This window comes from Terrihalobacillus insolitus (genome assembly GCF_028416575.1).
Taxonomy (GTDB): domain Bacteria; phylum Bacillota; class Bacilli; order Bacillales; family Amphibacillaceae; genus Terrihalobacillus; species Terrihalobacillus insolitus.
On sequence record NZ_JAMQKB010000002.1, the window covers coordinates 85,040 to 109,946 of the forward strand.

The following is a 24,907-nucleotide window of genomic DNA, read 5'->3' on the forward strand; positions in this document are numbered from 1 at the left end:
GGGTAGCTGCTCATTTTTACTTTACTAAAGAAACAATCTTTTCTGCACCGTCCGCCATGGACTCAGCAGCCGTAATATTAAGGCCAGATTCCGATAGAATCTTCTTACCAAGATCCACGTTCGTTCCTTCTAGACGAACGACCAATGGTATGCTTAATCCAACCTGTTTTGTTGCTTCAACTACGCCTTCAGCAATAACATCACATTTCATGATGCCGCCAAAAATATTAACAAAGATACCTTTTACATTAGAATCGGACAAAATGATTTTAAATGCCTCTGTTACTTTCTCTGCAGTAGCACCGCCCCCAACATCAAGGAAGTTTGCGGGATCACCGCCATAATGTTTAATAATATCCATTGTTGACATTGCAAGGCCAGCACCATTGACCATACAGCCAATATTACCATCCAAAGAAATATAGCTTAAATCGTATTTAGATGCTTCAATTTCTTTTGGATCCTCTTCATCTAGATCACGGTAATTTACAATATCCTTTTGACGGAAAAGTGCATTATCATCAAAGTTGAATTTTGCATCCAGCGCTAATACGTCTCCCTCTCCTGTTGTAACAAGTGGATTGATTTCAGCAATGGAGCAATCTTTTTTAACAAAAACTTCATAAAGACCCATCATAAACTTGACGGCCTTAGACAATGTTTCCTGTGGTATGTTAATATTAAAAGCTAACCTACGAGCCTGGTATGGAGAAAGACCTACTACTGGATCAATTACCTCTTTAAAAATTTTCTCAGGTGTTTTCTCTGCTACTTCTTCAATTTCTGTACCGCCTTCTTCTGATGCCATCATGACAACCTTTGATGTTGCCCGATCAAGCACGACTCCAACATAATATTCTTTTTGAATATCGCAGCCTTCTTCTATCAGTAAACGTTTTACTTCTTTGCCTTCTGGTCCAGTTTGGTGTGTAACAAGTGTTTTGCCTAAAATTTCTTCAGCATATGTACGCACTTCATCCAGCTTTTTGGCAACTTTGACTCCACCTGCTTTACCCCTACCACCAGCATGGATTTGTGCTTTTACAACTGTAACATCTGTACCTAAAGCTTGTGCAGCCTCAACTGCCTCATCAACGGTATATGCAACACGGCCATTTGGCACAGCAACGCCGAAATTTCGCAATATTTCTTTGCCTTGATACTCGTGAATGTTCATTATTCATCCTCCCATCAATTTTGTCACTGCATTTACATTGTATAAAAAAGAGTCGTATATTGTCCACAAATAGCTATTGTTTTAAATGTCTATCTATTTGAAAAATATAGGCAAAGACTTCTGCAGTAGCTTGATAGAGCTCTTCTGGAATTGTTTCATTTATAGAAAGTTCGCCTAAAAGTTCAACGAAACTATGATCTTCTTGAATAGGAATGTTGTTGTCTTTCGCTTTTTGTATCATTGTTTCGGCTGTATAGCCCCGACCACTTGCAGTTACTTTTGGGGCTGTGTCCTTCATTTGATCATAACGAAGCGCCACAGCCTGCTTCTGATTATTTTTATGTGTTGTCATACTCGAAAATCCACCCCCTGTTTGATCTTGGGCTGACCTGAAAAGCTGTTGTTTTCCGCTTGATGTTGTTCTTGATGAATCGATTTTACTTTAAGAGAAGTTACATGATAGTTCAGTCGTTTTAAACCTTCTGTTAATGTTTGACGATAAGAAGCAACTAGTGGCCCAATAAGTTTATGGTCATTGTAAATCGTTATGTGTAAGGCTTTTTTTTGTACATTCATATCTATTATTGTTTCTTCCAGTTTTTCTAGGTTAAGATAAAATAAAATTTGACAATCGTTTGGGTCAAGTTTACCTTGTTCATTTTTATGGCCGTTTATGTCAACACGGATGTCTTGTTTTAAACCCAAACTTCCGCCCGGAAACTGGAAACTTAGTTGAATGAATGTATCTGTTTCTTGTTGTGTCATGAGCTGTGCGCCACTTAGAGCTTGAGCCACTTCTGGTAAAAGTTTAGCTAAACGAATCGTTTCCTTTGTTGTAATTGCTTGGTAAATAGAAGGTGTGATCGGTAGCTGACGTCTAAATAACTCTACTAAGATAGAAATGGTCTCGTTTTTATTTTTTGAATTCCCAAGTATGTCAAAAGCGTTCTGCAATTCAGCCTTCGAAAATGGTATTTTTTGCTGTAGTAAGCTTTGAAATAAACGGCTTTGTTCCTTCGTACTTGTGAAACGAAGCTCCTGTAGCAATTGCTCGCTATTCAATCGTGTTTGGTCAAGTGGTCTTTCTGTAACGACTTTTAATCGTAAGTATTGCCCAACTGAACCAACTCGAAATAAATAATTTGTGTTAACATTTAACGCAGCTTTAAGCTGAGCAATCATTTTTTCATTGCCAATTTTCACAAGAGCACGTTCATTAGGATAGAACTTCAGAATTTTACCTGTTACCATTTGTCCGGGTTGTAATGATACGTTCCTGTTAGCTCCACTATTTTGCAATGATACGTTCCTGTTAGCTCCACTATTTTGCAGTGCTTGTAACACAGTACTGATCGTACGAACCCCCATCTTAATCGCCCCCTTGCTGTACCTTTATACGATTAATTGGCGCAAAAGTTTTACGGTGATAAGACGTTGCACCATACCTTTCAATTGCTTCCAAATGCTTCTTCGTCCCATATCCCATATTCGTATTAAAATCGTACATCGGATGTTTCTCATGTATTTCCCTCATTATTCTGTCTCTTGTTACTTTTGCGATCACACTTGCAGCTGCAATAGATACACTTTTTTGGTCACCTTTTGTAAGCGCCTGACTGTTACAAGGTATGTCAGGTAAATGAATCGCATCAATTAATACATAATCTGGCGAAATAGCTAGAGAAAAAAATGCTTGTTTCATTGCCTTTTTTGTTGCTTGAAAAATATTGATCCTATCTATTTCATCACTTTCGACAATTCCAACCCCATAACTAGCAGCCTCTCGTATAATAATAGGATAATATTTCTCTCTTGCTTTTTCCGTTAACTGTTTCGAATCATTCAGTCCAGGCAAATAAAAATCCTTTTTTAATACAACACACGCTGCCACTACTGGTCCAGCTAATGGCCCTCTACCAGCTTCATCCATTCCAGCAATCCATTGTTTCCCGGCTACATATTGCTCTTGCTCATATGTAAGCATTCTCTGATACTTTTCCTTCAATTCTAACTGTTTTTGTTGAACCCTGTCATACTTTTCGATTAATTGTTGTATCCCTTTTCGCTTATCTTGACGAAGCTGTATCAGCATTTCTTCCGATAATTCTTCTTTAAATAAAAGATTACTTACTTCTGTAATGGTATATGTTCGATTCATAGTCACTCCCCCGTGTCTTTTCCTATATTATCGACACTTTTTGAACATCCTCTTTTATTAAAAATGAAAGGTACCATCCGTAGATGCATACCTTTTTTTGAGTTGCTTTTTCATTTTCGTTGTTTTTTCATGGAAAAAGTTGATCAGGACTTTCTAACGTCAGTCTGCCTAATCGCCCTGATCGAACATCACGAATAATAATGTCTGCTGTTTTTTCAAAATTAACCCTGCCCCCACTTTCCAGGCAGCCCCGCTTACGTCCAATTTGTTCAAAAATATCTACCATGTCCGTTACATTAGGGTCAACAGCAAATCGATCTTTTAATACGTTAGGATAATGCTCCTGCATATAACGAATAACAAATGCAGCTATATCTTCTAAAGTGAGTAACTGATCTTTTATCGTTCCAATTGCAGCTAAACGGTAACCTACTTCTTGGTCTTCAAACTTTGGCCAAAGGATTCCCGGCGTGTCTAGCAGTTCAAAATCCTTTTTCACTTTGATCCACTGCTGTTGAGTCGTTACACCTGGCCTGTCACCAGTTTTTGCTATTTTCTTGTGGGCCAAACGATTAATAAGTGTTGATTTCCCTACATTTGGTATACCGATAATCATCGCTCTAGCTGGACGAGGTCTAATTCCCTTTTTCAGGAGTTTATCAAGCTTATCTTGACCAAGCTCTTTAGCTGAAGAGACTACAGCTGAAATGTCCTTTGACTGTTGAACATCAACTGCGACAGCAGCATGGTTTTTACGATAAAAAGATACCCATCGATCTGTAAAATCAGGATCTGCCAAGTCTTTTTTCATTAATACAACAAGTCTAGCTTTGTCTTGAATCACTTTGTGTAACATTGGATTTTGCGAGGAATAAGGTGCTCTAGCGTCCACCAATTCGATCACAAAATCTACTAACTTTAATTTTTCTTGTACTTGTCGTTTTGCCTTTGCCATATGGCCAGGAAACCATTGAATTGTCATGCGATCACCCTACTACTTAATAAGTTGAATACGATCAAGTGGCCAATACTGAAATGAGGCTTTACCAACCAACCTGTCATAAGATATAAATCCTAACATACGACTATCAGTTGAGTTACTGCGGTTATCCCCGAGAACGAGTACGGAATCTTCTGGGACCTCACTTTTTCCATTTGGAATGTCTTCAATCGTAAAGTTATTCGTATATCGTTGATTTTCCCCTAATTTATTTAATGTATCGTTTAAAAATGGTTCGTCTATTTGCTTACCATTTATGTATAGTTTGTCATCCTTTACTTCTACCTGATCACCAGGCAGCCCAATAACACGTTTTATATAGTCTTCTTCTAATGTTGCGTTGAACACAACAATATCAAATCGATCTGGTTCCCCGATTAGATACGAGAATTTGTTCACGATAAGGCGATCTCCATCATGGAGTGTTGGTTGCATGGAAGGCCCGTCCACTACGATCGGTGTAAACAAAAACATTCGCACAACAAAGGCCAATAAGCCAGCAATAAGAAGTGCTTTTAACCATTCTAGCCATTCGTTTTTATCTCTGGCCATACCCTTACCTCCAATATTTTGTGCGCAATTCTATGATGCGCGATCTCTTTTCAACATTTTTTTTATATACGGAAAAAAGGAGCTTGACGTATGTGCAAGCCCCCTTTCCAATAATTGATTAGCGAATTTCTTTAATACGTGCAGCTTTCCCGCGTAGGTTACGTAGATAGTAAAGTTTCGCACGACGGACTTTACCACGACGAGAAACTTCAATCTTATCTACTCTTGGAGAATGAACTGGAAAAGTACGTTCTACACCAACTCCATAAGATATCTTACGAACGGTGAAAGTTTCACTGATACCACCATTTTGACGCTTAATCACAACGCCTTCAAATACCTGGATACGCTCACGATTACCTTCCACAACTTTCACGTGAACCTTTACCGTGTCACCAGGACGGAAATCAGGATGATCACTCCGAAGCTGGTCTTTTGTTATTTCATCGATTATGTGTTGCATCTTGTTACACTCCTTCCAAACTAATGCTCATATCTAGTATAATACAAGTTTAGGACAGCGGAACATCGTTTATACGGCCTAAGTTTTCTACTTAAGCACAACAAATAATATACCATATTTATCATCTTACTTCAACTACAAGTTAATTATCAGTGAGGTCAGATTTATTCAACCATTCTTGATCCGTTTGTGACAATGGATAATGTTCTAATAAATCTTTTCTACGTTCATACGTCCGTTTTAAGGACTGCTGTTTCCGCCATTGTTCAATTTTTGCGTGATTACCAGAAAGTAAAACTTCTGGTACCTTCATCCCTTTATAATCAGCTGGCCTTGTATAGTGAGGATGTTCGAGTAAACCAGTAGAAAAAGAGTCCTCTGGGGCTGATGCTTCATTTCCAAGAACACCTGGCAGCAATCGGACTACGCTATCAATAACAACCATTGCTCCAAGTTCGCCACCTGTTAACACATAATCTCCAATAGAAATTTCATCAGTGGCTAAATGTTCTCGAATACGCTCATCATATCCTTCATAATGACCACAAATAAATACGAGATGCTCTTCCTTTGAAAGCTCTACAGATTTTTTCTGTGTGTGTGTTTCCCCTTGTGGACACATAAGTATTACTCTAGGCTTCGTTTTACTCTTTTGTTGAATAGCTCCAACCGCATCAAAAATAGGCTGAGGTGATAATACCATGCCAGCTCCACCACCATAAGGATAATCATCTACTTTATGATGTTTATTTTCAGTGTAATCCCTGAAATTAACAAAATTGTATTGAAAAGCGCCTAATTCATTTGCTTTCCTCAGAATCGACGTTTCAAAAACGCCCTGAAACATTTCTGGAAACAAAGTAAGGATGTCTATCCGCATTAGTCAATCAACCCTTCAAGCGGCTCTATTTTGATCGATTTCGTCTCTATGTTCACTTCTTTTACTACATCATCAATATAGGGAATCAATACATCCTTTTTCCCATTCCGCTGCACGACCCATACATCATTTGCCCCAGGAGAGAGTATTTCTTTGACAACGCCAAGAGCTTCTCCAGTCATTGTATAAACGTGGCACCCAATAATTTCATGGTAGTAGTACTCTCCTTCATCTAAAACACCAAGCTGATCTTCACTTACCATTAACATTGTTCCCATAAGCTGTTCCACATCATTGATCGAATGATGTGACTCAAAGTGTAACAAATCAAATTGCTTATGCTTGCGATGTCCGTCAATTACTAATGGAATTGGATCTGATTCTTCACGCTTTTTGTAGTAGAGCGTTTGACCTTTTTGAAATCTTTCTTCAAAATCTGTTATACGAATGACACGAACTTCGCCATTAATACCGTGCGTGTTGACAATCTTCCCAACATTGTACATACTGCTCATTTTTGTTCACCTACTATTTGATTCGAATAACGGTTCCGTCTTTTACTATGATTGCCCTTTCTTTCATCAGTTCATCCCAATTTAAACCTTCATTAACTTCAACAAGAGCTTCAACTTCATCTTCAGTAATCTCACTACCAAGCGGTAGTATGTCTAATTGTTCTATTTGAAAATCAATCCATTTTATTTTGTCTTTTCGTTTGGATATTTCTGCATGAAATCGTTTTGTTACATCCTCTTTGGAAACGCCTGATTTATGCTGAAGCTTACGCTGTTCAAATTGAAGCTGTTGACACTCTTGTTCAAGCTGCACCTTGTGCTTATGAAACTGATTTTCAATTTTTGTTTTACTACTTTCCGTTAAGACCTGTTTAATGGGTATTTTTTGTATTATTTTCATCTTGCGCTCCAGCCTTTCTAAAAAAGCATAGATGGAACAGTGATCACATTATAAAATACGTACTTAAGTTATATCTTAGTAAAAAAGGGAAAGGTAAGACCCTCTCCCACTTTACATTATATCAAGATAAATACGCTTTTTTGAATCCGATCCAGCAGCATAGACAATTGTCCGTATCGCTTTAGCGATACGCCCATTTTTTCCGATTACTTTTCCCACATCTGTTTGATTCACAGTTAAATGATACGTGATTTTGTGTTCTTCTTCCTTTTCTGTTACAACAATTTCGTCAGGAAAATCAACCAGTGGAGTAACGATCGTTTCGATTAAGGCTTTCATGATATCACACTACTTTACTTTTGGTTTTTAAGGTCGTGGAATTTCTTCATGATGCCTTCATTTGAAAACAAATTGCGAACTGTATCACTTGGCTTTGCACCTTTTGCCATCCAGTCTAGAGCTTTTTCTTCATCCAATTTTACTTCTACAGGATTAGCTACTGGATTGTACGTACCAATTTGTTCAATTAAACGTCCATCACGAGGTGAACGTGAATCTGCCACAACTACACGGTAAAATGGATTTCTTTTTGAACCCATACGCTTTAAGCGAATTTTTACGGCCATGTTTTGCACCTCCAATTTAATAATCATTTCACAATTTTAGATTGTATCAGAAGTTCATTTGTCTGTAAAGTGTTTTTCCATTACATGAAAGGGAAATTAAATCCCTTTCCTTTTTTTCCTTTTTGCATATTGGACATTTGTTTCATCATTTTTTTCATCTCTTCAAATTGCTTTAATAAGCGATTCACCTCAGATACCGTTCTACCTGAGCCTTTCGCGATTCTTTTTTTTCTATTTGCATTAATGATACTTGGCTCTTGTCTTTCTTTTTTTGTCATCGATTGAATGATGGCTTCAACATGAACAAGCTGTTTTTCATCAAACTGAATATTTTTTAACCCTTTCATCTTATTGGCGCCTGGTAACATGCCAATGATATCCTCTAATGGACCCATGTTTTTTACCTGTCCCATTTGCTCCAAAAAATCATCGAAAGTAAAGGAGGCAGAACGCATTTTTTGCTCAAGTTCTTTCACGCGCTTTTCATCTACATTCTCTTGAGCCTTTTCGATAAGGGATAGCATATCACCCATACCAAGAATTCTAGATGCCATTCTCTCCGGATGAAAGTCTTCTAATTCGTCTAACTTTTCACCCATTCCCGCAAATTTAATCGGCTTATCTGTAACAGCCTTAATGGATAGAGCTGCACCACCTCGAGTATCCCCATCTAATTTAGTAAGAACCACACCCGTTAAATCAAGCTGATCATTAAAACTCTCTGCTACATTGACAGCATCCTGCCCTGTCATTGCATCTACTACAAGGAAAATTTCGTCAGGATTGACACTTGCTTTTATTTGCTGTAGTTCGTCCATCAGGTCATTGTCCACATGCAGTCTACCTGCCGTATCCACAATGACATAATCATTGTGTTCTCGTTTAGCTTCCTCAACAGCCTTGGCTGCAATATCGACAGGGTTTGCCTCCGTACCAAGAGAAAACACTGGCATATTTAATTGCTTACCTAACGTTTGTAATTGATTTATTGCTGCAGGCCTGTATACGTCCGCTGCAACTAGCATCGGATTTCGGTTATATTTTTTTCTAAGCAGGTTTGCCAATTTCCCTGTAGTAGTCGTTTTACCTGCACCTTGCAAACCTACCATCATGATAACGGTTGGCGGACGATCTGCTACAGCGATCTTACTTTGTTCGCCACCCATTAATGCTGTCAGTTCCTCTTTTACAACTTTAATAACTTGTTGTCCAGGTGTTAGGCTCTCCATTACTTCTTGGCCAACTGCTCTTTCTTTTATGCGCTTAATAAAATCTTTGACCACTTTAAAGTTCACATCTGCCTCTAATAAGGCTAAGCGAACTTCTCTCGTCATTTCCTTCACATCTTGCTCCGTGACTTTCCCTTTTCCTTTGATTTTTTGGATCGTTTGTTGGAGCCTCTCAGATAAACCTTCAAATGCCATAGAAGGAGTCCTCCTAATCTAATTCTTTTAATACATCAACCAATTGTTTTATATGTTCTACATCTTGATTGGTTAATGCCTGTTCCATTTCTTCTAGCAGCGTTTTTCTTTTCAAAAATTTGCTATATAACTGTAGCTTTTCTTCATAAGCCTCGATCATTGCTTCTGTTCTACGTATGTTATCATAGATTGCTTGTCTAGACACATTGTGCGATTCTGAAATCTCTCCTAGAGAGTAATCTTCTAAATAATACATTTCCATATAATTTCTTTGCTTAGGTGTCAGTAGTGCTTGATAAAAGTCGAATAGAAAATTGATTCGCGTTGTTTTCTCTAACAATATAAGCACTCCTCATCCAATGTTTTAAAACAATGTTCTTTTTCCTATTTTAGCTTAAAAGGCTATGGGTGTGCTATAACTTCATCCTGAAAAACGAGCTATTTTTCTTCTGTTTCTTCTAACATATCCGCAAACAAGCCATAAACAAATGCCTGTGCATTAAATGTTTCTAGATCGGATAGCTTTTCTCCTAAGCCTACAAACTTTACAGGAAGATGAAGTTCATTCCGAATCCTTAGAACGATTCCCCCTTTAGCTGTCCCATCTAATTTCGTCAGAACGATACCAGTAACGTTTGTTGCATCCGAAAAAGTTTTCGCTTGACTCATTGCATTTTGGCCAGTTGTTGCATCCAACACGAGCAAAACTTCGTGGGGTGCACCAGGGATTTCTCGCTCTATTACACGTTTCACCTTAGAAAGCTCATTCATTAGATTGACCTTGTTTTGCAGTCTCCCTGCTGTGTCACATAAAAGAACATCTGCTTGACGAGATTTGGCCGCTTGAATTCCATCAAAAATAACGGAGGCAGGATCACTTCCAGCATTATTTTTAACTACTTCAACACCGACCCTTTCACCCCATGCCTCTAGCTGTTCAATTGCACCAGCACGAAAAGTATCTCCAGCAGCGAGAACAACCTTTTTTCCACTTTGTTTTAATTTATGAGCAACTTTACCAATCGTAGTTGTTTTTCCAACCCCGTTAACACCGACGAATAACATGACAGTAAGCCCTTGATCTGCATACGTTAATTTCTCTAACTCTTCACTGTCCTCGCCATAATAAATATCAACAAGTTTTTCAGAAATAACTTCCTTTACCTCTTTTGTTTCCTTAATGTTTCTTCGCTTCACTTCCATCTTTAATTCATCAATTAATTCCATCACTGTAGATACACCGACATCTGCAGAAATAAGAATCTCTTCTAAGTCCTCAAAGAAATCCTCGTCCACTTTTCGGTACTTTGCGACGAGGTCATTTATTTTGCTTGAAAAAGAAGTTCTCGTTTTTGATAACCCTTCTTTATAGTTTTCTGTTGACGTATCTGGATTGTCAGCGAATTTATCTTTCAGTTTTTTTAAAAAACCCATTACCTACTTCCTCTCTTTACGATTTCACTAGTTCTGCTGTATCTTCGAATCGAACGGATACCATCCGAGAAACACCGGATTCCTGCATAGTGACACCGTATAATACATCTGCTTCTTCCATTGTTCCCTTCCGATGCGTTATGACGATGAACTGAGTCTTTTCACTAAACATTTTGACATAACGCGCAAACCTGTTTACATTCGCTTCATCAAGCGCAGCTTCCACTTCGTCTAAAACACAAAATGGTACAGGTCGAACCCTTAAAATAGCAAACAATAGGGCAATTGCGGTAAGTGCTCTCTCTCCACCAGATAACAAGCCCAAGTGTTGTAATTTCTTACCTGGTGGTTGTGCAATAATGTCCACACCAGTATCTAAAAGGTTTTCCGGTGCCGTTAATTTAAGCTCTGCCTTTCCTCCTCCAAACAGTTCCTGAAATACAATCCGAAATTCTTCTTTAATTTTCGAAAACGTTTCATCAAATTTACGTGTCATTTCACCATCCATCTCTGAGATGACATCATATAATGTTGCTTTTGCTTGGACAAGATCGTCTTTTTGTTCGGATAGGAATTGATAGCGCTCTTCTATTCGTTTATATTCATCAATTGCACCAATGTTAACCGTACCAAGCTCATCAATAGCTCGTTTTATTAATCGAACAGAACGCTTTGCTTCATCCAAATCCTCCGCTTTCTGAAAGGTGTTCTTTGCTTTTTCAAATGTTAAAAGATACTCTGTTTGGAGATGGCTAAGTCTGTTTTCTAATTCAACGTCCAATCGATTTGCCTTTACTTCTTTATCTTGTAATGCTTGTAATAAAGAATGATGCAGCCTGTTTTGCTCTTTCATTTCTCTTTCCTGATCCTGCATTTTTTGAGAGCGGTTATAGCGCTCTTGTCGTGTCGATTGAATCAAGGATGTTACATGATCTTTATCCGATTGTTTTTCCTCTATTTGGACTGCTAACTCTTCTTCTGTTGCTTCAGATTCATTTAATTGGATAAGTTGATCCCACTGCTCCTGATTATCGTGTAATGCTTGCTTCACTTCTTCTATTCCTGCTTCAAGAGTCCTCGTTTTTTCCTGTTGATTCTTGACCCGCGCATCCTGTTGAGCAAGGGTCACTTCTAACTCATGATGCTTCGTCTGTAGCTGTGATTTGTTCTGTCGATTTTCGGTTTGTTGGGCAGTTAATGTATCCATTTGATGTTGGATTTCTGCCAGCTCATTTTCAAGCCTTATTAAAACTTCTGATAATTCCAAGTCTCGTTGTTTTAAACTATCCGAATCCTTTTCAAATTGCTCGTTATCCTGATCATAAACCGATAAATTTTCACTCACATGACTTAATTTAATTTCAAGCTCCGACACCTTTGCTTGGGACTCTTGTTCCTGTTGTACCTTATCATTAATGAGGCTTCGTTGTTCTTCTAGCTTGTCTTCTTGTGTTTTGATAGCTTGTTTTAGCTTCGTCACCTTTCGTTCAAATTGCTCGGCTTTCGCTTCAAACTCCGTAAGCTTTTCGGTTACTTCATTCAGATCCTTTTCTCTTGTGAAAAGAGACTGGTTTGTTTTCTTCTTAGCACCACCAGCCATCGAGCCTCCAGGGTTTACAACATCTCCGTCTAATGTTACAACACGAAATCTCCGATGCAGTCTCGCTGCAATCTCGTTTGCAGATTTTAAATTCTTAGCAATGATGACATTCCCAAGAATGTGCTTAATTGCTTGTTGATACTTTGACTCAAACTCGACCAAATCGGACGCAACCCCAACAAAGCCTTCTATATTCCAAATACCATTTAGAAGATCCTTTGAAATTTGTTTTGCTTGTATCGTGGATAATGGTAAAAATGTTGCACGACCCTTGTTGTTTTTTTTCAGCCATTGTATCGCATTACGTGCTGTAGCCTCATCTTTCACGACAATATGCTGGGCCTGTCCGCCCAAAGCTGTTTCAATAGCAGAAATGTAGTCATTTGGCACTTGAATAAGCTCGATCACAGCCCCTTCAATGTTGAAAAGAACTTTGTCCTCTCTAGCTTTCAATATTTCTTTTACACCTTGAAAAAAACCTTGAAAATCCTCTTTCATTTCTTCAAGCATTTCTTTTTTTGACTTTATTTTTTCAATATACTGATACCCTTTGTACAGCTTTGTCTGTGCCTCTTGATAGCTTTCATTGTCTTTTTCTAAACGGAGCTTTTCTTGATGAAATATTTGTTCTGCCTCTTGCCTTTTTCTTTTTCGCTCGTCTAGCGTCTGGTAAAGAGACGCTAATGCAGTTTTAATTTGATCACGATCATGAATGATTTCCTCGAATTTTTCGCGCTGCCTATTTCTTTTGAAGGCGATTTGCTCTAGCTGTTTTGCAAGAGATTGTCTTTCATTTCGAGTAGCTGCCTGATCGTTTAACCTGTCGATATATTCACTCTTTAATTCTTCAATGTCGTTATCCATTCCACCGTCTGCTTGATGGAGTTTATTTGCTATTTCATCCGCCTGTTTCTTTGTTTTCTTCATTTGTTGTACACATTCATCTAGCTTTGCTTTTTCTATTACGAGTTCTGATAGTAAGCTTGCCTCACGTTGTGTTAACTCCTCTTGTTCATGCTCCAATTTCGATCTATTTTGTTCAAAATGCCGAAACCTCTCATTGATTAGCTTCCTATTTCCTTCTAAGTTTTCTAACTCTTGTGTTAAAACGAGCAGCCGTTCCTGCAATTTTTCAATTGATTGATCCAATTCATGTAATGCACTTCTTTCGTTCTCAATGCTGGCATCCTGTTGCTGTACTCGTGTTTTTAACTGCATTTCCTGCTCTCGCTCATTATCTATTTCACGAAGTAATTGCTGCCATTGGCTGTGAAGGGTTTCAATTTCTGCTATAAGTAACGAAATTTCTTTTTCTTTTAATTCTTCCTTTTTTATTAAATAGTCTTCAGCAATTGCTGCTTGTTCCTTTAATGGGTCTAATTGACCTTCTATTTCAAAAATAATGTCTTCGATTCGATTCAAATTTTCCTGTGTTTCAGCTAACTTGTATTCTGCTTTCTTTTTTCGTTGTTTATATTTTAAAACTCCAGCCGCTTCCTCAAAAATAGACCTTCTTTCTTCAGGCTTAGAACTTAAAATTTCCTCCACCTTACCTTGGCTAATAATCGAAAATGCTTCCCTGCCAAGACCAGAATCTAAAAACAAATCAATGATATCTTTAAGCCTACAAGGTTGTTTGTTGATTAAGAATTCACTTTCCCCTGAGCGATAAACCCTTCTTGTTACACTTACTTCTTCAAAATCAACTGGAAGCGTCTTACAACTATTGTCAAGGGTTAACGTAACATCCGCAACATTAAGAGCTTTACGTGAATCACTCCCTTGAAAAATGATATCCTCCATTTTAGAACCGCGAAGTGATTTTGCTGACTGCTCTCCTAAAACCCAGCGGATCGCATCTGTAATATTACTTTTTCCGCTTCCGTTTGGGCCAACAACAGCTGTCACCCCAGGAACAAACTCAACTGAAATTCGTTCTGCAAATGATTTAAACCCTACGCTTTCTAAACGTTTTAGGAACATAGTCATTCTCCTATACGATCATAATCATCTATCTTTTTGAACACGCACTTATATTTATTGTTTCATTTTTGATTTTTTCAACCTATTTATTTTATCATAAAGATGTAGGTCTTAATAGGTTGCCAATGATAAAGTAAAGAGGAGTTGTTGAAGTGAGTTTAAATGAACCAACAGAAGAAAACCTTAAAATTATTATTGATGAGATTGCAGCACGGTTACAGGTCGTAAACCGATCGATTATGGATCCAAAGGACTACAATTTATCAAAGTATGACGAAATTAAATCATTGTACGATTTAATTAAGCAAAAAGGACACCTAAGTGTCGCTGAAACTCAAGCTTTCAAACAAGAGTTGGCAACAATGCGGAAATAAGCATTTTATAATCAGGAAATTATAATATCTGATAAAGAACTGACACCGATTGGTCGGTATCAGTTCTTTATCAGGCAGTTATGAATGATCGTTTCCAAATTGATCTAATGCTTTTTTTGCAGCACGTTGTTCGGCTTCTTTTTTTGTACGACCATAACCGATTCCAGCAGTTTGTTGTTTAATCATCACTTGTGCAACAAATTCTCTATTATGGGCAGGCCCCTTTTCGTTCACGATTACATACTCCACATTGCCATCTTTGTTACTTTGAACAATTTCCTGAAGCTGGCTTTTGTAATCCATCGCATGTGAAAAAGCACCTTTGCTTATTTTTGGATACACATATTTTTCAAGAAAGGTGAGAACCACATCAAAACCCTGATCAAGATAAAGAGCACCAATAAAAGCTTCAAAAACATCTGCGAGTAATGCTGGCCTATTTCTACCTCCAGTCATTTCCTCCCCTTTACCAAGAAGGATGAGTTCACCAAATTGCAAATCAATTGCAAAGCTTACTAAAGAGGGTTCACATACAATGGCAGCTCTTAACTTTGTCATTTCACCTTCTGCCATCTTTGGATAACTTCTATATAAATATTGTGATATCCCTAGTTCTAACACAGCGTCACCTAAATATTCCAGTCGTTCATTATCCTCAAATACTTTTTTTCGATGCTCATTCACATAAGATGAATGGGTAAAAGCTTGTCTCAGGATCGATTCATCGTTAAATGTAACTTGTAATTTTTGCTGCAACTGTCTAAAGTCCATTCTTATGCCACCTATTCCAGATTTAAGCAAGACCCCACCACTTCTAGTAGTGGGGCTTGTTTTGGTTTAAAGAGGTTGTTCAAAAAGTCACCAAATGATAAGCTGCGCATCTCTTCGTTGGCTTGTTTTTTCGTTACTCACGTATTAAAAGCATACGTTCCGTTACTCAAAACTACGCCGCCTCGACCTGCTTGCTTCTAATTTGCCGACTTTTTGAACACGTACTTAAAATAGAAAAGTCTATATTTATTATAGCGTGCTGTTTATGTAGTTAACAGCATCACCAACAGTTGCAATCTTTTCCGCCTCTTCATCAGAAATCTCTGTGTCAAATTCATCTTCAAGCTCCATTACAAGCTCAACTACGTCTAACGAATCCGCTTCAAGATCCTCTTTAAAGGATGCCTCCATTGTTACTTTGGACTCTTCCACATCAAGGCGATCCACAACAATTTTTTTGACTCTTTCAAACGTATCAGCCATTACAAACTCACCCCCTTTCAAGTGTTTATCAAGAAAATTTTACTCATAATGATAAGGAAGTTCGACTAAGTTTTCCACGTCCTGTGGTAACGTTGAACTGACCTACGTCGCCATGCGTCCCTACATCACCATTCCGCCATCAACATGGATGGTTTGCCCTGTCACATAATTGCCATCCTCTGAGGCGAGAAAACGTACAACCTTTGCTACGTCTTCTGCTTTCCCTAATCGCTCCAACGGAATCATTTGAAGCATACTGTTGCGTTGCTCTTCTGTTAAAAGATCGGTCATATCTGTTTCAATAAACCCTGGAGCAACCGCGTTAACAAGAATATTTCTTGTGGCAAGTTCCTTTGCTGTTGTTTTCGTTAAACCAATTACCCCTGCTTTCGCAGCAACATAATTTGCTTGCCCTGGATTACCTGTTACCCCAACAATCGACGCGATGTTTATAATTTTCCCACTTTTTTGCTTCATCATTTGCCTTGAGACGCCTTTGGTACAAAGAAATACACCCTTAAGGTTCGTTTGAATAACTTGATCAAATTCTTCTTCTTTCATACGCATGAGCAAATTGTCTTTCGTGATCCCAGCATTGTTAACTAAAATATCTAGGCTGCCAAATTGCTCAACTACTGTCTTGATCATTGCTTTTACGTCTGCCTCATTCGCCACATTTGCTTGAATTTTAATAGCATCAGAAGCATATTGTTTTATTTCATCGACGACTTCCTGCGCCTTTTGCTCACTACCAGCATAGTTAACGGCCACATTGGCGCCTTGTTTTGCTAATTCCAAGGCAATTGCCTTACCTATACCTCTTGAGCCACCAGTGACAAGGGCTACTTTTCCTTTTAACATTAGGATTCCTCCTTATACCAATCAATAAACGTCTGAATTGACTCTTGGTCTTGAACAGCAAAAGTTTTCATTCTACGATTCACTTTTTTTACTAATCCAGATAATACCTTACCATTTCCAACCTCTACAATCGCATCTACGTCTTTTTCTAAAATATGTTGGATGATTTCTTCAAAACGAACCGGTGCATAAAGCTGCTTGATCAAAAGCTCTTTGATCTCTTCTTTCTGTGTAACAGGTTGTGCAGTCACATTAGCAAAAACAGGGATCTCTGCATCTGTTAGGCTTATCTCAGCAAGCGCTTTTGCTAACTCATTGCTAGCAGGCTTCATAAGTCTGGAATGAAACGGTCCACTCACATTTAAAGGAAGAATGCGTTTGGCACCTTTATTCTTCAAAACTTCTGTTGCCTGGTCAATCCCAGCCTTTGTTCCAGAAATAACAATTTGACCAGGACAATTTATGTTTGCTATATCTACTACCTCATTCGTATCATTAAGATCCTCTAATGCAGATTGAATTGTTTCCTCGTTCAAACCTAATATCGCGGCCATTGCACCCCTACCAGCAGGATATGCTTCCTCCATCAATTGGCCTCGCTTTTGGACAAGCGGAATTGCTTCCTCCAATTGCAGTGAGCCTGAAGCAACTAATGCACTATACTCTCCTAGACTGTGTCCAGCAGTAACAACTGGTTTAATCCCTGCTTCATAGAGCAACTGATTAATAAGAGACGAAGTTAGCAATAATGCTGGCTGAGCATTTTCTGTTTTTGTCAATTCCTCTTTCTGCCCATTAAACATTAGTTCTGTAATGGAAAAGCCTAGTAGATCATTAGCACGATCAAATCGTTCACGAATATGATCATATGTATTGTAAAGTTGTTTTCCCATCCCAACCTCTTGTGAACCTTGACCTGGAAAAACAAAAGCTACCCGTTTCATACCCTCTTATTCCCCCTTGTTTAATTCCATCGAATCAATCGTTGTTTCAATTGTTCCGGTTACGTTATATGCAGCCATATGACGTGCTTGTTTGATTGCATTATAGATTGCCCTACTTTTAGAGGACCCATGTGCCTTAATCACAGGTGCAGAAAGGCCAAACAACCCTGCCCCACCATATTCAGAGTAATCAAGTCGGTTTTTTAAAGTCTTTAAATCATTCTTTACTAACCCTGCCGCTATTTTTGATTTCATGTTCGTCATAAAAACTTCTTTTAACATATCGAAAAGATGGATTGCTGTACCTTCGAGTGTTTTCAATGCGATATTCCCACTAAATCCATCGGTTACGACCACGTCTGCCACACCGTTTAACAGATCTCTTGCTTCCACATTTCCCACAAAATGGATTGGCGCATTCTCAAGCATAGCGAACGCTTTTTTTGTTAATTCACTTCCTTTTCCTTCTTCAGTTCCAACATTTAACAACCCGATCTTAGGCGATGTAATCCCTCTTACTTTTTCACTATAAACAGAGCCCATGATGGCATACTGCAAAAGATGAATGGCCTTTGCATCGACATTCGCACCGACATCTAACAATAAGAAGCCTTTTCCGTTAACAGTTGGGAGGGTGGGACTTAAGGCAGGGCGATCAATCCCTTTGATCCGGCCGACTACAAATAATCCAGCACTCATTAGAGCACCTGTGTTACCTGCTGATATACACGCCTCTGCTCTTTTTTCTTTCACCTCTTTTGCCATTAATACTAAAGAAGCGGTCTTTTTTCGCCGAACAGCTCTAACAGGTTCATCCTCACTCGTAATATATTCCGTTGTATGTAGTATTTCTATATTCGTATCATCTGTTAAAAATGGAGAAATTTTTTCCTGATCCCCAACGAGCGTAATCGTTAAATCAGAAATCTGCCGAACAGCTTCCATCGAGCCTAAGACGATCTCTTTTGGGGCATGGTCTCCACCCATTGCATCAACTGCGATTCTCATCTGTTTCTACTCCTTTGTGTTCATTAGAACGATACATCTCAAACACCCCTGAAAAAACGTGATCCTGATCAACATAGCTGTCAACTTCGACAACGGTTCTTCCCTTTGGATCCTTGCCAGTAACAGTTGCCTTAGCGATTACTCTTTCACCACTTTTAACCTGGCGCATAAACTTAATGTCAGCGCGTGCTGTTAATGCAAGCTCATCATTTATTACGGCAACTGCAAGAGAATTTGCTTGTGCAAACAGATGATGACCTCTCGCAATTTGATTCCTTGAAAAAACATGTTCCTTACTAATGTCAAGGATAGATATCGCTCGGTTATCTAATTCCAAATCAACCATTTCTCCGATAACTTCATCAATTGGCAGTGCCTTTACTGTCTCATTCCACTGATACGTTGCAACGGATTTAATACGTTCTCGTAATTCTGGAATGGACATCTCCATTCGGTCTAATCGAATTGTTTGGATACTCACTTCAAAACGTTTTGCCAATTCTTCGTCCGTTACAAACGGCGTACTTTGAATTGCTTCACGCAGCAATGTTTGACGTTCCTTTTTATGTGTTTTCATGTTTACACCATCACTTTTCCAAATCAACTCTATCCAAACTAAAAAACAGAATTAAGACTAGGTACTAGTAGTAATATATAATAGGAAAGCTATTTATGCAAGCAATGTTCAATCAAGGACTTGTCCAGAAAACACATCTTCTTCCTCCAATTTTATCTTTAATCCTCGATACGCTTCCTCTGCTAATCGATTTTCTGCAATCATTACTTGCGCATCATTTCTTGCAGTTTCTAAGGCACGGTAATCATGGATCATGTCTGCTACTTTAAACTCAGGCATCCCACTTTGTTTTCTTCCAAAAAAATCACCTGGACCCCTCAGCTTTAAATCTTGTTCCGATAATGCGAAGCCATCTGTCGTTTCGGTCATGATTCTCATGCGTTCTTTTCCAATCTCGCTCTTTGGATCAGCCAACAGTATACAATAGCTTTGTGCGTTCCCTCTGCCGACTCTTCCTCGCAACTGATGTAATTGAGACAGACCGAAACGCTCTGCATCATAAATGACCATAACAGTGGCATTCGGGACGTTTACACCGACTTCCACAACCGTTGTTGAAACGAGTACTTGTATCTCATTTTCAGCGAAGTTTTTCATAACCTGTTCCTTTTCGACTGTAGAAAGTCTTCCATGCATAAGGCCAACCTTAAAATCTGGTTCAAAAAAAGATCGTAACTGTTGATGTAGATCGATGGCATTTTGGATATCTAGTTTATCTGATTCCTCAATTAACGGGCAAATAAAATACGTTTGATTTCCCTTTTTAAGCTCTTTTAGAACAAATTGAATAACCCTATCAAATGTGTTTTGTTTCGCCCAGTACGTCTTGACGAACTTTCTGCCAGCAGGCATTTCGTCAATAACGGATACATCCATGTCTCCAAATGCCGTTATAGCTAGAGTTCGAGGAATCGGCGTTGCAGTCATAAATAGTACATCAGGATTGAGACCTTTATCCTTTAAAGCCCTTCTTTGCTCCACTCCAAATCGGTGCTGCTCATCAACGATCACCAATCCGAGGTTTGAGAATTGAACCTCATCTTGTATTAGAGCGTGTGTTCCTACTAAAATATCAATTTCACCAATTGCAACTTTTTGTAGTATCTCTTTCCGTTTTTTTCCTTTAACAGAACCTGTCAGTAACGAGACAGTAGCATATCCTTCAAACGTTTTCTGGAGTGATCCAACATGCTGTTCGGCTAGGACTTCAGTTGGTACCATCAGGGCAGCTTGTTTTCCGGCCGTAATAGACGCATACATACTAATGGCTGCAACAGCAGTTTTGCCTGATCCAACATCACCTTGAAGCAATCGATTCATTCTATACGGAGATTTTATATCCTGTAGTATTTCCTTTAATGATTTTTCCTGTGCATTCGTAAGCGTAAATGGCAGAACGTCTATAAATTCCTCCACTTTTTCTGCTTGGAATTTTTGTTCGTTTCCTGCTGCCGCCTCACGTTTATGTTTTCGCAAAAGCTGAATTTTTAATTGAAACAAAAGAAATTCTTCATATGTAAACCTTCGTCTAGCATGTTTTAACTGTTGATGGGTTTCGGGAAAATGCATGTGTACTAGTGCATCGCTTCGACTTGGAAGCTTGTATGCATTCAAATATTCAGTAGGAAGAATTTCGTCTACCATAGAGCCATATTGGTTCAGTGCGATACGCATGATTTTTCTAAGTTTGGCATTAGATAACTCGCCTTTTAGACCATATATTGGCTGGATTTCTGAAGATTGATTCATTTGTCCTAGTATGTAATTACTTACTGTTATTTGTAGTCGGTGGTGATCCCATTTTCCTGTTAATGTAATCGTATCCCCCGCGTTTATTTGATTTTTGGCAAATGCACGATTAAACACCACTGCTTTTATCACGATGTTTTCTACTTTTACTTGAAAAGTTAGACGTGACTTTTTTCTTCCATAAAAAGTTAGGGAAGGTTTATGAACAACCTCCCCCTCGATCGTTACTTTGTCATCATGGATCAATTCACTTAATGGCTTTACTTCATAAACGTCATACCGGTTCGGAAAATAAAAAAGCAAATCGTTAATGGTTTCGATTCCCATTTCCGAAAAAGTTTCCTGTAACTTTTCCCCAACACCACTTAAGTTTAATAACGATTGATCGAACACAAAAATCACTCTTTCTCTAACGGGATTCCATATATCTTTGATGCAAGAGCACGCCCAGTTGGGGTTGCAGCAAGCCCCCCTTCACCTGTCTCTCTTAAAGTGGTTGGCATCGTTCTCCCGATACGATACATTGCTCCGATTACTTCATCACACGGAATTCTACTTGTTACACCAGCGAGTGCCATGTCAGCAGAGACAATTGCATTCGAAGCACCAGCTGCATTACGTTTCACACATGGTACTTCAACTAGTCCTGCTACAGGATCACATACAAGACCAAGCATGTTTTTTAGAGTTATGGCAAATGCTTCTGCGCTTTGTTGTGGCGTTCCACCTGCCATTTCAACGATAGCCGCAGCAGCCATAGCTGCAGCTGACCCTACCTCTGCCTGGCATCCTCCAGCTGCACCTGAAATGGAAGCATTATTAGCAACTACGAAGCCAAAGGCACCAGATGTAAATAAATAGCGAACCATCTGCTCTCTCGTGGGATTTAACTTATTTTTCACTGCAAAAAGTGTCCCTGGTACACAACCAGCACTACCGGCAGTTGGAGTTGCACAAATCGTGCCCATTGCGGCATTCACCTCATTTGTTGCAACAGCTTTACTTACGGCATCTAATAGTAATGTCCCTGACAATGGCTCTTTTTCTTTTAAATAGGTTTGAAGCAGGACAGCATCTCCTCCAGTTAACCCTGATCTAGAAGTAACACCTTTTAATCCATCTTCAACTGCATTTTCCATGATTTCCAAGTTTCGTTCCATCTGTGACATTACTTCTTCTCTTGTTTGCTCACGATAATCCATTTCTTGTCTGATCATGACTTCTGATAGTAAGATTCCCTCTGATTCCGCAATTTCAATTAGCTCAGCTACATTACGAAACATAAGAATACACCTCTCTCCATTGGTTTGATAGCATCTTGCTGTCAACGAACGATCTTTCCATTCTTTCTTCAAAGAGCTCATTCAAGTGCGTGTTCAATCTACAATCTTTGCGATTTGCAATATGTGCTCTCTCTTCTCTAATTCTTCCATAATAGAGTCATCTACATTTTGATCTACTTCTATTACCATCATCGCTTCTTTTCCGACGTCCTTACGTGATACTTCCATTCTGCCAATATTTATCTCATGTTTTGCCAAAATTTGCGTTATCGAGGCAATCGCACCATATCTGTCGCTGTGCAAAACTAAAATGGCTGGGTGGTTTCCAGATAGCTTTAACTCAAACCCGTTTAATTCAGTGATCTCTACTTTTCCACCACCTATTGAAATACCTACGAGTTCTTGCTCATCTTTGCCGTCACCCATTTTGATCCGTGCAGTATTGGGGTGCTCTGTTGCTGCATCCTCTTCATAAAAAGATACCTTCAGCCCCTTATCCTTTGCTAGATCAAGAGCATCCTTTATCCGCGTATCATCCGTATCAAAATCTAGCAATCCACCAACAATGGCCACATCTGTGCCATGTCCTCTATATGTTTTGGCAAATGATCCATATAGGTGTATCTCTGCCCATGTAGGTTCTTTACCAAATAAATTTCTTGCTGCTCTGCCTATTCTAGCAGCACCAGCAGTATGAGAACTCGAAGGCCCAATCATGACTGGACCTATAATATCAAATACAGATTTATACTTCATACTTCACATCTCCCATTATTATACTGGATGACGAGCCATTGTAACAGTACGGGCTACCGAAATCCGTACACTTTTTCACAATTTTATTATAACGTTTTTGCGACATAATTTAAACCGCTTTCATATAAATACAAGTGCAAAAGCTAACCCTCACACGATCTGGTGAGGGTTAGCAAAAATTATTCAATTGCAATAATGTAGGAATAGATAGGCTGATTTCCTTGATGGACTTCTACTTCGATATCTTCGTAATGCCGCTCGATAAACACCTCTAGTTTCTCACGTTCTTCATCACTTGCGTCTTCACCTTGAAAAATAGTTAAGATTTCATCCTCGTCTTCATCAATCATTTCCCGAAGCAATGATTGAACCGTTTCAAGCTGATTCTTGTTCGTCGTCTGTATCTTCCCATCAAAGATTCCCATAAAATGGCCTTTTTCGATTGTCATTCCATCAATTTGGGTATCCCTTACTGCATATGTGACCTGACCTGTTTTAACATGTTTGCTTGCCTGTAGCATCGTGTCTTTGTTATCATCTAGACTAGATTCAGGATGGAATGCTAACAGGGCACTCATCCCCTGAGGAATTGTCTTTGTTGGAACAACTGTAACATTTTCACTAGCAAGCTCAGCAGCTTGATCAGCTGCCATAATAATGTTTTTATTATTTGGAAGAATTATGACATTTTCCGCATTTGCTTCTTTAATAGCATTCGTTATATCTTGTGTACTCGGGTTCATTGTTTGTCCACCTTGAATCACTACTGTTGCACCAAGGTTTTCAAATAGGTTTTTCAAGCCCTCCCCCATCGCAACGGTTACAATCGCAAAAGCGGCTTTTTCTTTTTTGTTTTGCTTTTTATCTCCAACAATAGACGTGTGTTGCTCCCTCATATTCTCAATTTTAAGATTGATAAGGCTTCCATACCTTTGCCCCATTGTTAAGACATCACCTGGATATTCTGCATGAATATGAACCTTTACTATTTCATCATCAGACACAACTAGTAGAGAGTCACCATGATTACTTAGTTCATTTCGAAAATCGTTTTCGTGAAAAGGGGTATCCTGCTGTCTCCGGTCATCTAACTTCACCATAAATTCTGTACAATAGCCAAACTTAATATCCTCTGTATTCATAAAATCCTGCGCAAGCTTGTGGTGCTCAGCATTTACCATTTCATTCATTGCAACAGTATTTTCCACGCCCGCCGGTAGCTCTTCACCCTTTAAAGCAGCAAGAAATCCTTCATAAATCGTTACGAGACCTTGTCCACCACTATCAACCACACCTACTTCCTTTAAAACCGGAAGTAAGTTAGGCGTACGTTTCAGCGATGCTTTCGCTTCTTTTAATACCCCTTCTAATAAGGAAATATGATCGCTATGCTCTTTTGCAAGAAGCTGACCATGAGCAGCAGCATCTTTAGCCACTGTCAAAATCGTTCCTTCCACTGGTTTCATTACAGCTTTATAAGCCGTTTTCACTCCTAATTCAAGCGCATTAGCCACTTCTTTTGTCGTTAGTGTTTTTTTTCCTTCCAATCCTTTTGCAAAACCTCTAAATAATTGGGACAAAATAACACCCGAGTTTCCCCGGGCACCCATTAATAGACCTTTTGCAAAAGCTTGAGCCACATCAGAAATTTGATCCGCATTTGTTTCTCGAACTTCATCTGCACCAGATGTCATCGATAGGTTCATGTTTGTACCAGTATCTCCATCAGGAACTGGAAATACATTCAAGGCATCGATCATGTTCGCATTGTTGGTTAAATGGTGTGCTCCAGAGAGTACCATTTGTTTAAATGTCGTTCCATCTAGCGTTCGTACCGCCACTCTTATTTCCTCCTTCTAAAACGTACGAATAAAAATGTAGGAAGCATG

27 protein-coding genes are annotated in these 24,907 nt (G+C 38.9%); 1 reads left to right on the plus strand and 26 read right to left on the minus strand.

Translation table 11 applies throughout. The annotated features are described in order from the left end of the window. Positions 1–16: 16 nt before the first annotated feature. The 16 genes from sucC to smc all read right to left on the minus strand — a co-directional run bounded on the left by sucC (position 17) and on the right by smc (position 14,212). Positions 17–1,177 carry an ADP-forming succinate--CoA ligase subunit beta gene (sucC, locus tag NC797_RS03595; protein WP_272435325.1) on the minus strand — a complete coding sequence of 387 codons (1,161 nt, stop codon included), beginning with the start codon at positions 1,175–1,177 and terminating at the stop codon, positions 17–19. A gap of 73 nt (positions 1,178–1,250) precedes the next feature. Next, on the minus strand, positions 1,251–1,529 hold the full coding sequence (locus NC797_RS03600; protein ID WP_272435326.1) for an EscU/YscU/HrcU family type III secretion system export apparatus switch protein: 279 nt from the start codon (positions 1,527–1,529) through the stop codon (positions 1,251–1,253). Beyond that, positions 1,526–2,545 carry a hypothetical protein gene (locus tag NC797_RS03605; protein ID WP_272435327.1) on the minus strand — a complete coding sequence of 340 codons (1,020 nt, stop codon included), beginning with the start codon at positions 2,543–2,545 and terminating at the stop codon, positions 1,526–1,528. Before NC797_RS03605 ends, NC797_RS03600 begins: the two co-directional genes overlap by 4 nt. 1 nt (position 2,546) lies before the next feature. After that, positions 2,547–3,335 carry a ribonuclease HII gene (locus NC797_RS03610; protein WP_272435328.1) on the minus strand — a complete coding sequence of 263 codons (789 nt, stop codon included), beginning with the start codon at positions 3,333–3,335 and terminating at the stop codon, positions 2,547–2,549. Between the two features lie 127 nt (positions 3,336–3,462). Then, a complete protein-coding gene (gene ylqF, locus NC797_RS03615; RefSeq protein ID WP_272435329.1) occupies positions 3,463–4,317 on the minus strand; it encodes a ribosome biogenesis GTPase YlqF in 855 nt (284 codons plus the stop codon). 12 nt (positions 4,318–4,329) lie between these two features. After that, on the minus strand, positions 4,330–4,887 hold the full coding sequence (lepB, locus tag NC797_RS03620) for a signal peptidase I (RefSeq protein ID WP_272435330.1): 558 nt from the start codon (positions 4,885–4,887) through the stop codon (positions 4,330–4,332). A 118-nt stretch (positions 4,888–5,005) separates the two neighbouring features. Next, positions 5,006–5,350: a 50S ribosomal protein L19 gene (gene rplS, locus NC797_RS03625; protein WP_272435331.1), complete on the minus strand. Its 345-nt coding sequence runs from the start codon at positions 5,348–5,350 to the stop codon at positions 5,006–5,008. Positions 5,351–5,492: 142 nt separating this feature from the next. Next, entirely contained in the window at positions 5,493–6,230 is a 738-nt protein-coding gene (trmD, locus tag NC797_RS03630; protein WP_272435332.1) for a tRNA (guanosine(37)-N1)-methyltransferase TrmD, read from the minus strand. Continuing rightward, on the minus strand, positions 6,230–6,745 hold the full coding sequence (rimM, locus tag NC797_RS03635; protein WP_272435334.1) for a ribosome maturation factor RimM: 516 nt from the start codon (positions 6,743–6,745) through the stop codon (positions 6,230–6,232). The genes trmD and rimM overlap by 1 nt, the downstream gene beginning before the upstream one ends. Positions 6,746–6,758: 13 nt before the next feature. Then, the gene (locus NC797_RS03640) at positions 6,759–7,145 is read right to left on the minus strand and encodes a YlqD family protein (protein ID WP_272435335.1); all 387 of its coding nucleotides are present in this window, start codon (positions 7,143–7,145) and stop codon (positions 6,759–6,761) included. A 111-nt stretch (positions 7,146–7,256) separates the two neighbouring features. Further along, the gene (locus NC797_RS03645; protein WP_272435336.1) at positions 7,257–7,484 is read right to left on the minus strand and encodes a KH domain-containing protein; all 228 of its coding nucleotides are present in this window, start codon (positions 7,482–7,484) and stop codon (positions 7,257–7,259) included. Positions 7,485–7,498: 14 nt separating this feature from the next. Further along, complete coding sequence (gene rpsP / locus NC797_RS03650) at positions 7,499–7,771, minus strand: 30S ribosomal protein S16 (RefSeq protein WP_272435337.1); 273 nt, start codon at positions 7,769–7,771, stop codon at positions 7,499–7,501. Between the two features lie 80 nt (positions 7,772–7,851). After that, positions 7,852–9,195 (minus strand): signal recognition particle protein, encoded by a 1,344-nt coding sequence (gene ffh / locus NC797_RS03655; protein ID WP_272435338.1) that lies wholly within the window; start codon positions 9,193–9,195, stop codon positions 7,852–7,854. Between the two features lie 13 nt (positions 9,196–9,208). Then, positions 9,209–9,535, minus strand: coding sequence for a putative DNA-binding protein (locus tag NC797_RS03660; RefSeq protein WP_272435339.1), 327 nt, complete (start codon positions 9,533–9,535; stop codon positions 9,209–9,211). Between the two features lie 98 nt (positions 9,536–9,633). Further along, positions 9,634–10,629, minus strand: a complete 996-nt coding sequence (gene ftsY / locus NC797_RS03665) for a signal recognition particle-docking protein FtsY (RefSeq protein ID WP_272435341.1) — start codon at positions 10,627–10,629, stop codon at positions 9,634–9,636. Between the two features lie 16 nt (positions 10,630–10,645). Next, positions 10,646–14,212, minus strand: a complete 3,567-nt coding sequence (gene smc, locus NC797_RS03670; protein WP_272435342.1) for a chromosome segregation protein SMC — start codon at positions 14,210–14,212, stop codon at positions 10,646–10,648. Between the two features lie 152 nt (positions 14,213–14,364). On the opposite strand from smc, the gene NC797_RS03675 reads away from it, so the two are divergent. Continuing rightward, positions 14,365–14,586 carry a DUF1128 domain-containing protein gene (locus tag NC797_RS03675; RefSeq protein WP_272435343.1) on the plus strand — a complete coding sequence of 74 codons (222 nt, stop codon included), beginning with the start codon at positions 14,365–14,367 and terminating at the stop codon, positions 14,584–14,586. A 78-nt stretch (positions 14,587–14,664) separates the two neighbouring features. Here the strand turns inward: NC797_RS03675 and rnc are convergent, their stop codons facing one another. The 10 genes from rnc to NC797_RS03725 form a co-directional block, all read right to left on the minus strand. Continuing rightward, a complete protein-coding gene (rnc, locus tag NC797_RS03680) occupies positions 14,665–15,357 on the minus strand; it encodes a ribonuclease III (RefSeq protein WP_272435344.1) in 693 nt (230 codons plus the stop codon). Between the two features lie 249 nt (positions 15,358–15,606). Further along, a complete protein-coding gene (gene acpP, locus NC797_RS03685; protein ID WP_272435345.1) occupies positions 15,607–15,840 on the minus strand; it encodes an acyl carrier protein in 234 nt (77 codons plus the stop codon). Between the two features lie 120 nt (positions 15,841–15,960). Further along, a complete protein-coding gene (fabG, locus tag NC797_RS03690; protein WP_272435346.1) occupies positions 15,961–16,701 on the minus strand; it encodes a 3-oxoacyl-[acyl-carrier-protein] reductase in 741 nt (246 codons plus the stop codon). After that, positions 16,701–17,645, minus strand: coding sequence for an ACP S-malonyltransferase (gene fabD / locus NC797_RS03695; RefSeq protein ID WP_272435347.1), 945 nt, complete (start codon positions 17,643–17,645; stop codon positions 16,701–16,703). The genes fabG and fabD overlap by 1 nt, the downstream gene beginning before the upstream one ends. A gap of 6 nt (positions 17,646–17,651) precedes the next feature. Then, on the minus strand, positions 17,652–18,653 hold the full coding sequence (gene plsX / locus NC797_RS03700; RefSeq protein WP_272435348.1) for a phosphate acyltransferase PlsX: 1,002 nt from the start codon (positions 18,651–18,653) through the stop codon (positions 17,652–17,654). Continuing rightward, entirely contained in the window at positions 18,637–19,230 is a 594-nt protein-coding gene (gene fapR, locus NC797_RS03705) for a transcription factor FapR (RefSeq protein WP_272435349.1), read from the minus strand. Before fapR ends, plsX begins: the two co-directional genes overlap by 17 nt. A gap of 108 nt (positions 19,231–19,338) precedes the next feature. Then, a complete protein-coding gene (recG, locus tag NC797_RS03710; protein ID WP_272435350.1) occupies positions 19,339–21,372 on the minus strand; it encodes an ATP-dependent DNA helicase RecG in 2,034 nt (677 codons plus the stop codon). A 5-nt stretch (positions 21,373–21,377) separates the two neighbouring features. Beyond that, complete coding sequence (sdaAA, locus tag NC797_RS03715; protein ID WP_272435351.1) at positions 21,378–22,262, minus strand: L-serine ammonia-lyase, iron-sulfur-dependent, subunit alpha; 885 nt, start codon at positions 22,260–22,262, stop codon at positions 21,378–21,380. A 93-nt stretch (positions 22,263–22,355) separates the two neighbouring features. Next, the gene (sdaAB, locus tag NC797_RS03720; protein ID WP_272435353.1) at positions 22,356–23,018 is read right to left on the minus strand and encodes an L-serine ammonia-lyase, iron-sulfur-dependent subunit beta; all 663 of its coding nucleotides are present in this window, start codon (positions 23,016–23,018) and stop codon (positions 22,356–22,358) included. Positions 23,019–23,197: 179 nt separating this feature from the next. Next, positions 23,198–24,859 carry a DAK2 domain-containing protein gene (locus tag NC797_RS03725; protein ID WP_272435354.1) on the minus strand — a complete coding sequence of 554 codons (1,662 nt, stop codon included), beginning with the start codon at positions 24,857–24,859 and terminating at the stop codon, positions 23,198–23,200. Between the last annotated feature and the right edge of the window lie 48 nt (positions 24,860–24,907).

Coding starts and splice junctions, on each gene's coding strand:
- sucC (WP_272435325.1), bottom strand. CDS start 1,177: ATGAACATTCACGAGTATCAAGGCAAAGAAATATTGCGAAATTTCGGC.
- NC797_RS03600 (WP_272435326.1), bottom strand. CDS start 1,529: ATGACAACACATAAAAATAATCAGAAGCAGGCTGTGGCGCTTCGTTAT.
- NC797_RS03605 (WP_272435327.1), bottom strand. CDS start 2,545: ATGGGGGTTCGTACGATCAGTACTGTGTTACAAGCACTGCAAAATAGT.
- NC797_RS03610 (WP_272435328.1), bottom strand. CDS start 3,335: ATGAATCGAACATATACCATTACAGAAGTAAGTAATCTTTTATTTAAA.
- ylqF (WP_272435329.1), bottom strand. CDS start 4,317: ATGACAATTCAATGGTTTCCTGGCCATATGGCAAAGGCAAAACGACAA.
- lepB (WP_272435330.1), bottom strand. CDS start 4,887: ATGGCCAGAGATAAAAACGAATGGCTAGAATGGTTAAAAGCACTTCTT.
- rplS (WP_272435331.1), bottom strand. CDS start 5,350: ATGCAACACATAATCGATGAAATAACAAAAGACCAGCTTCGGAGTGAT.
- trmD (WP_272435332.1), bottom strand. CDS start 6,230: ATGCGGATAGACATCCTTACTTTGTTTCCAGAAATGTTTCAGGGCGTT.
- rimM (WP_272435334.1), bottom strand. CDS start 6,745: ATGAGCAGTATGTACAATGTTGGGAAGATTGTCAACACGCACGGTATT.
- NC797_RS03640 (WP_272435335.1), bottom strand. CDS start 7,145: ATGAAAATAATACAAAAAATACCCATTAAACAGGTCTTAACGGAAAGT.
- NC797_RS03645 (WP_272435336.1), bottom strand. CDS start 7,484: ATGAAAGCCTTAATCGAAACGATCGTTACTCCACTGGTTGATTTTCCT.
- rpsP (WP_272435337.1), bottom strand. CDS start 7,771: ATGGCCGTAAAAATTCGCTTAAAGCGTATGGGTTCAAAAAGAAATCCA.
- ffh (WP_272435338.1), bottom strand. CDS start 9,195: ATGGCATTTGAAGGTTTATCTGAGAGGCTCCAACAAACGATCCAAAAA.
- ftsY (WP_272435341.1), bottom strand. CDS start 10,629: ATGGGTTTTTTAAAAAAACTGAAAGATAAATTCGCTGACAATCCAGAT.
- smc (WP_272435342.1), bottom strand. CDS start 14,212: ATGTTCCTAAAACGTTTAGAAAGCGTAGGGTTTAAATCATTTGCAGAA.
- rnc (WP_272435344.1), bottom strand. CDS start 15,357: ATGGACTTTAGACAGTTGCAGCAAAAATTACAAGTTACATTTAACGAT.
- acpP (WP_272435345.1), bottom strand. CDS start 15,840: ATGGCTGATACGTTTGAAAGAGTCAAAAAAATTGTTGTGGATCGCCTT.
- fabG (WP_272435346.1), bottom strand. CDS start 16,701: ATGTTAAAAGGAAAAGTAGCCCTTGTCACTGGTGGCTCAAGAGGTATA.
- fabD (WP_272435347.1), bottom strand. CDS start 17,645: ATGAAACGGGTAGCTTTTGTTTTTCCAGGTCAAGGTTCACAAGAGGTT.
- plsX (WP_272435348.1), bottom strand. CDS start 18,653: ATGAGAATCGCAGTTGATGCAATGGGTGGAGACCATGCCCCAAAAGAG.
- fapR (WP_272435349.1), bottom strand. CDS start 19,230: ATGAAAACACATAAAAAGGAACGTCAAACATTGCTGCGTGAAGCAATT.
- sdaAA (WP_272435351.1), bottom strand. CDS start 22,262: ATGTTTCGTAATGTAGCTGAGCTAATTGAAATTGCGGAATCAGAGGGA.
- sdaAB (WP_272435353.1), bottom strand. CDS start 23,018: ATGAAGTATAAATCTGTATTTGATATTATAGGTCCAGTCATGATTGGG.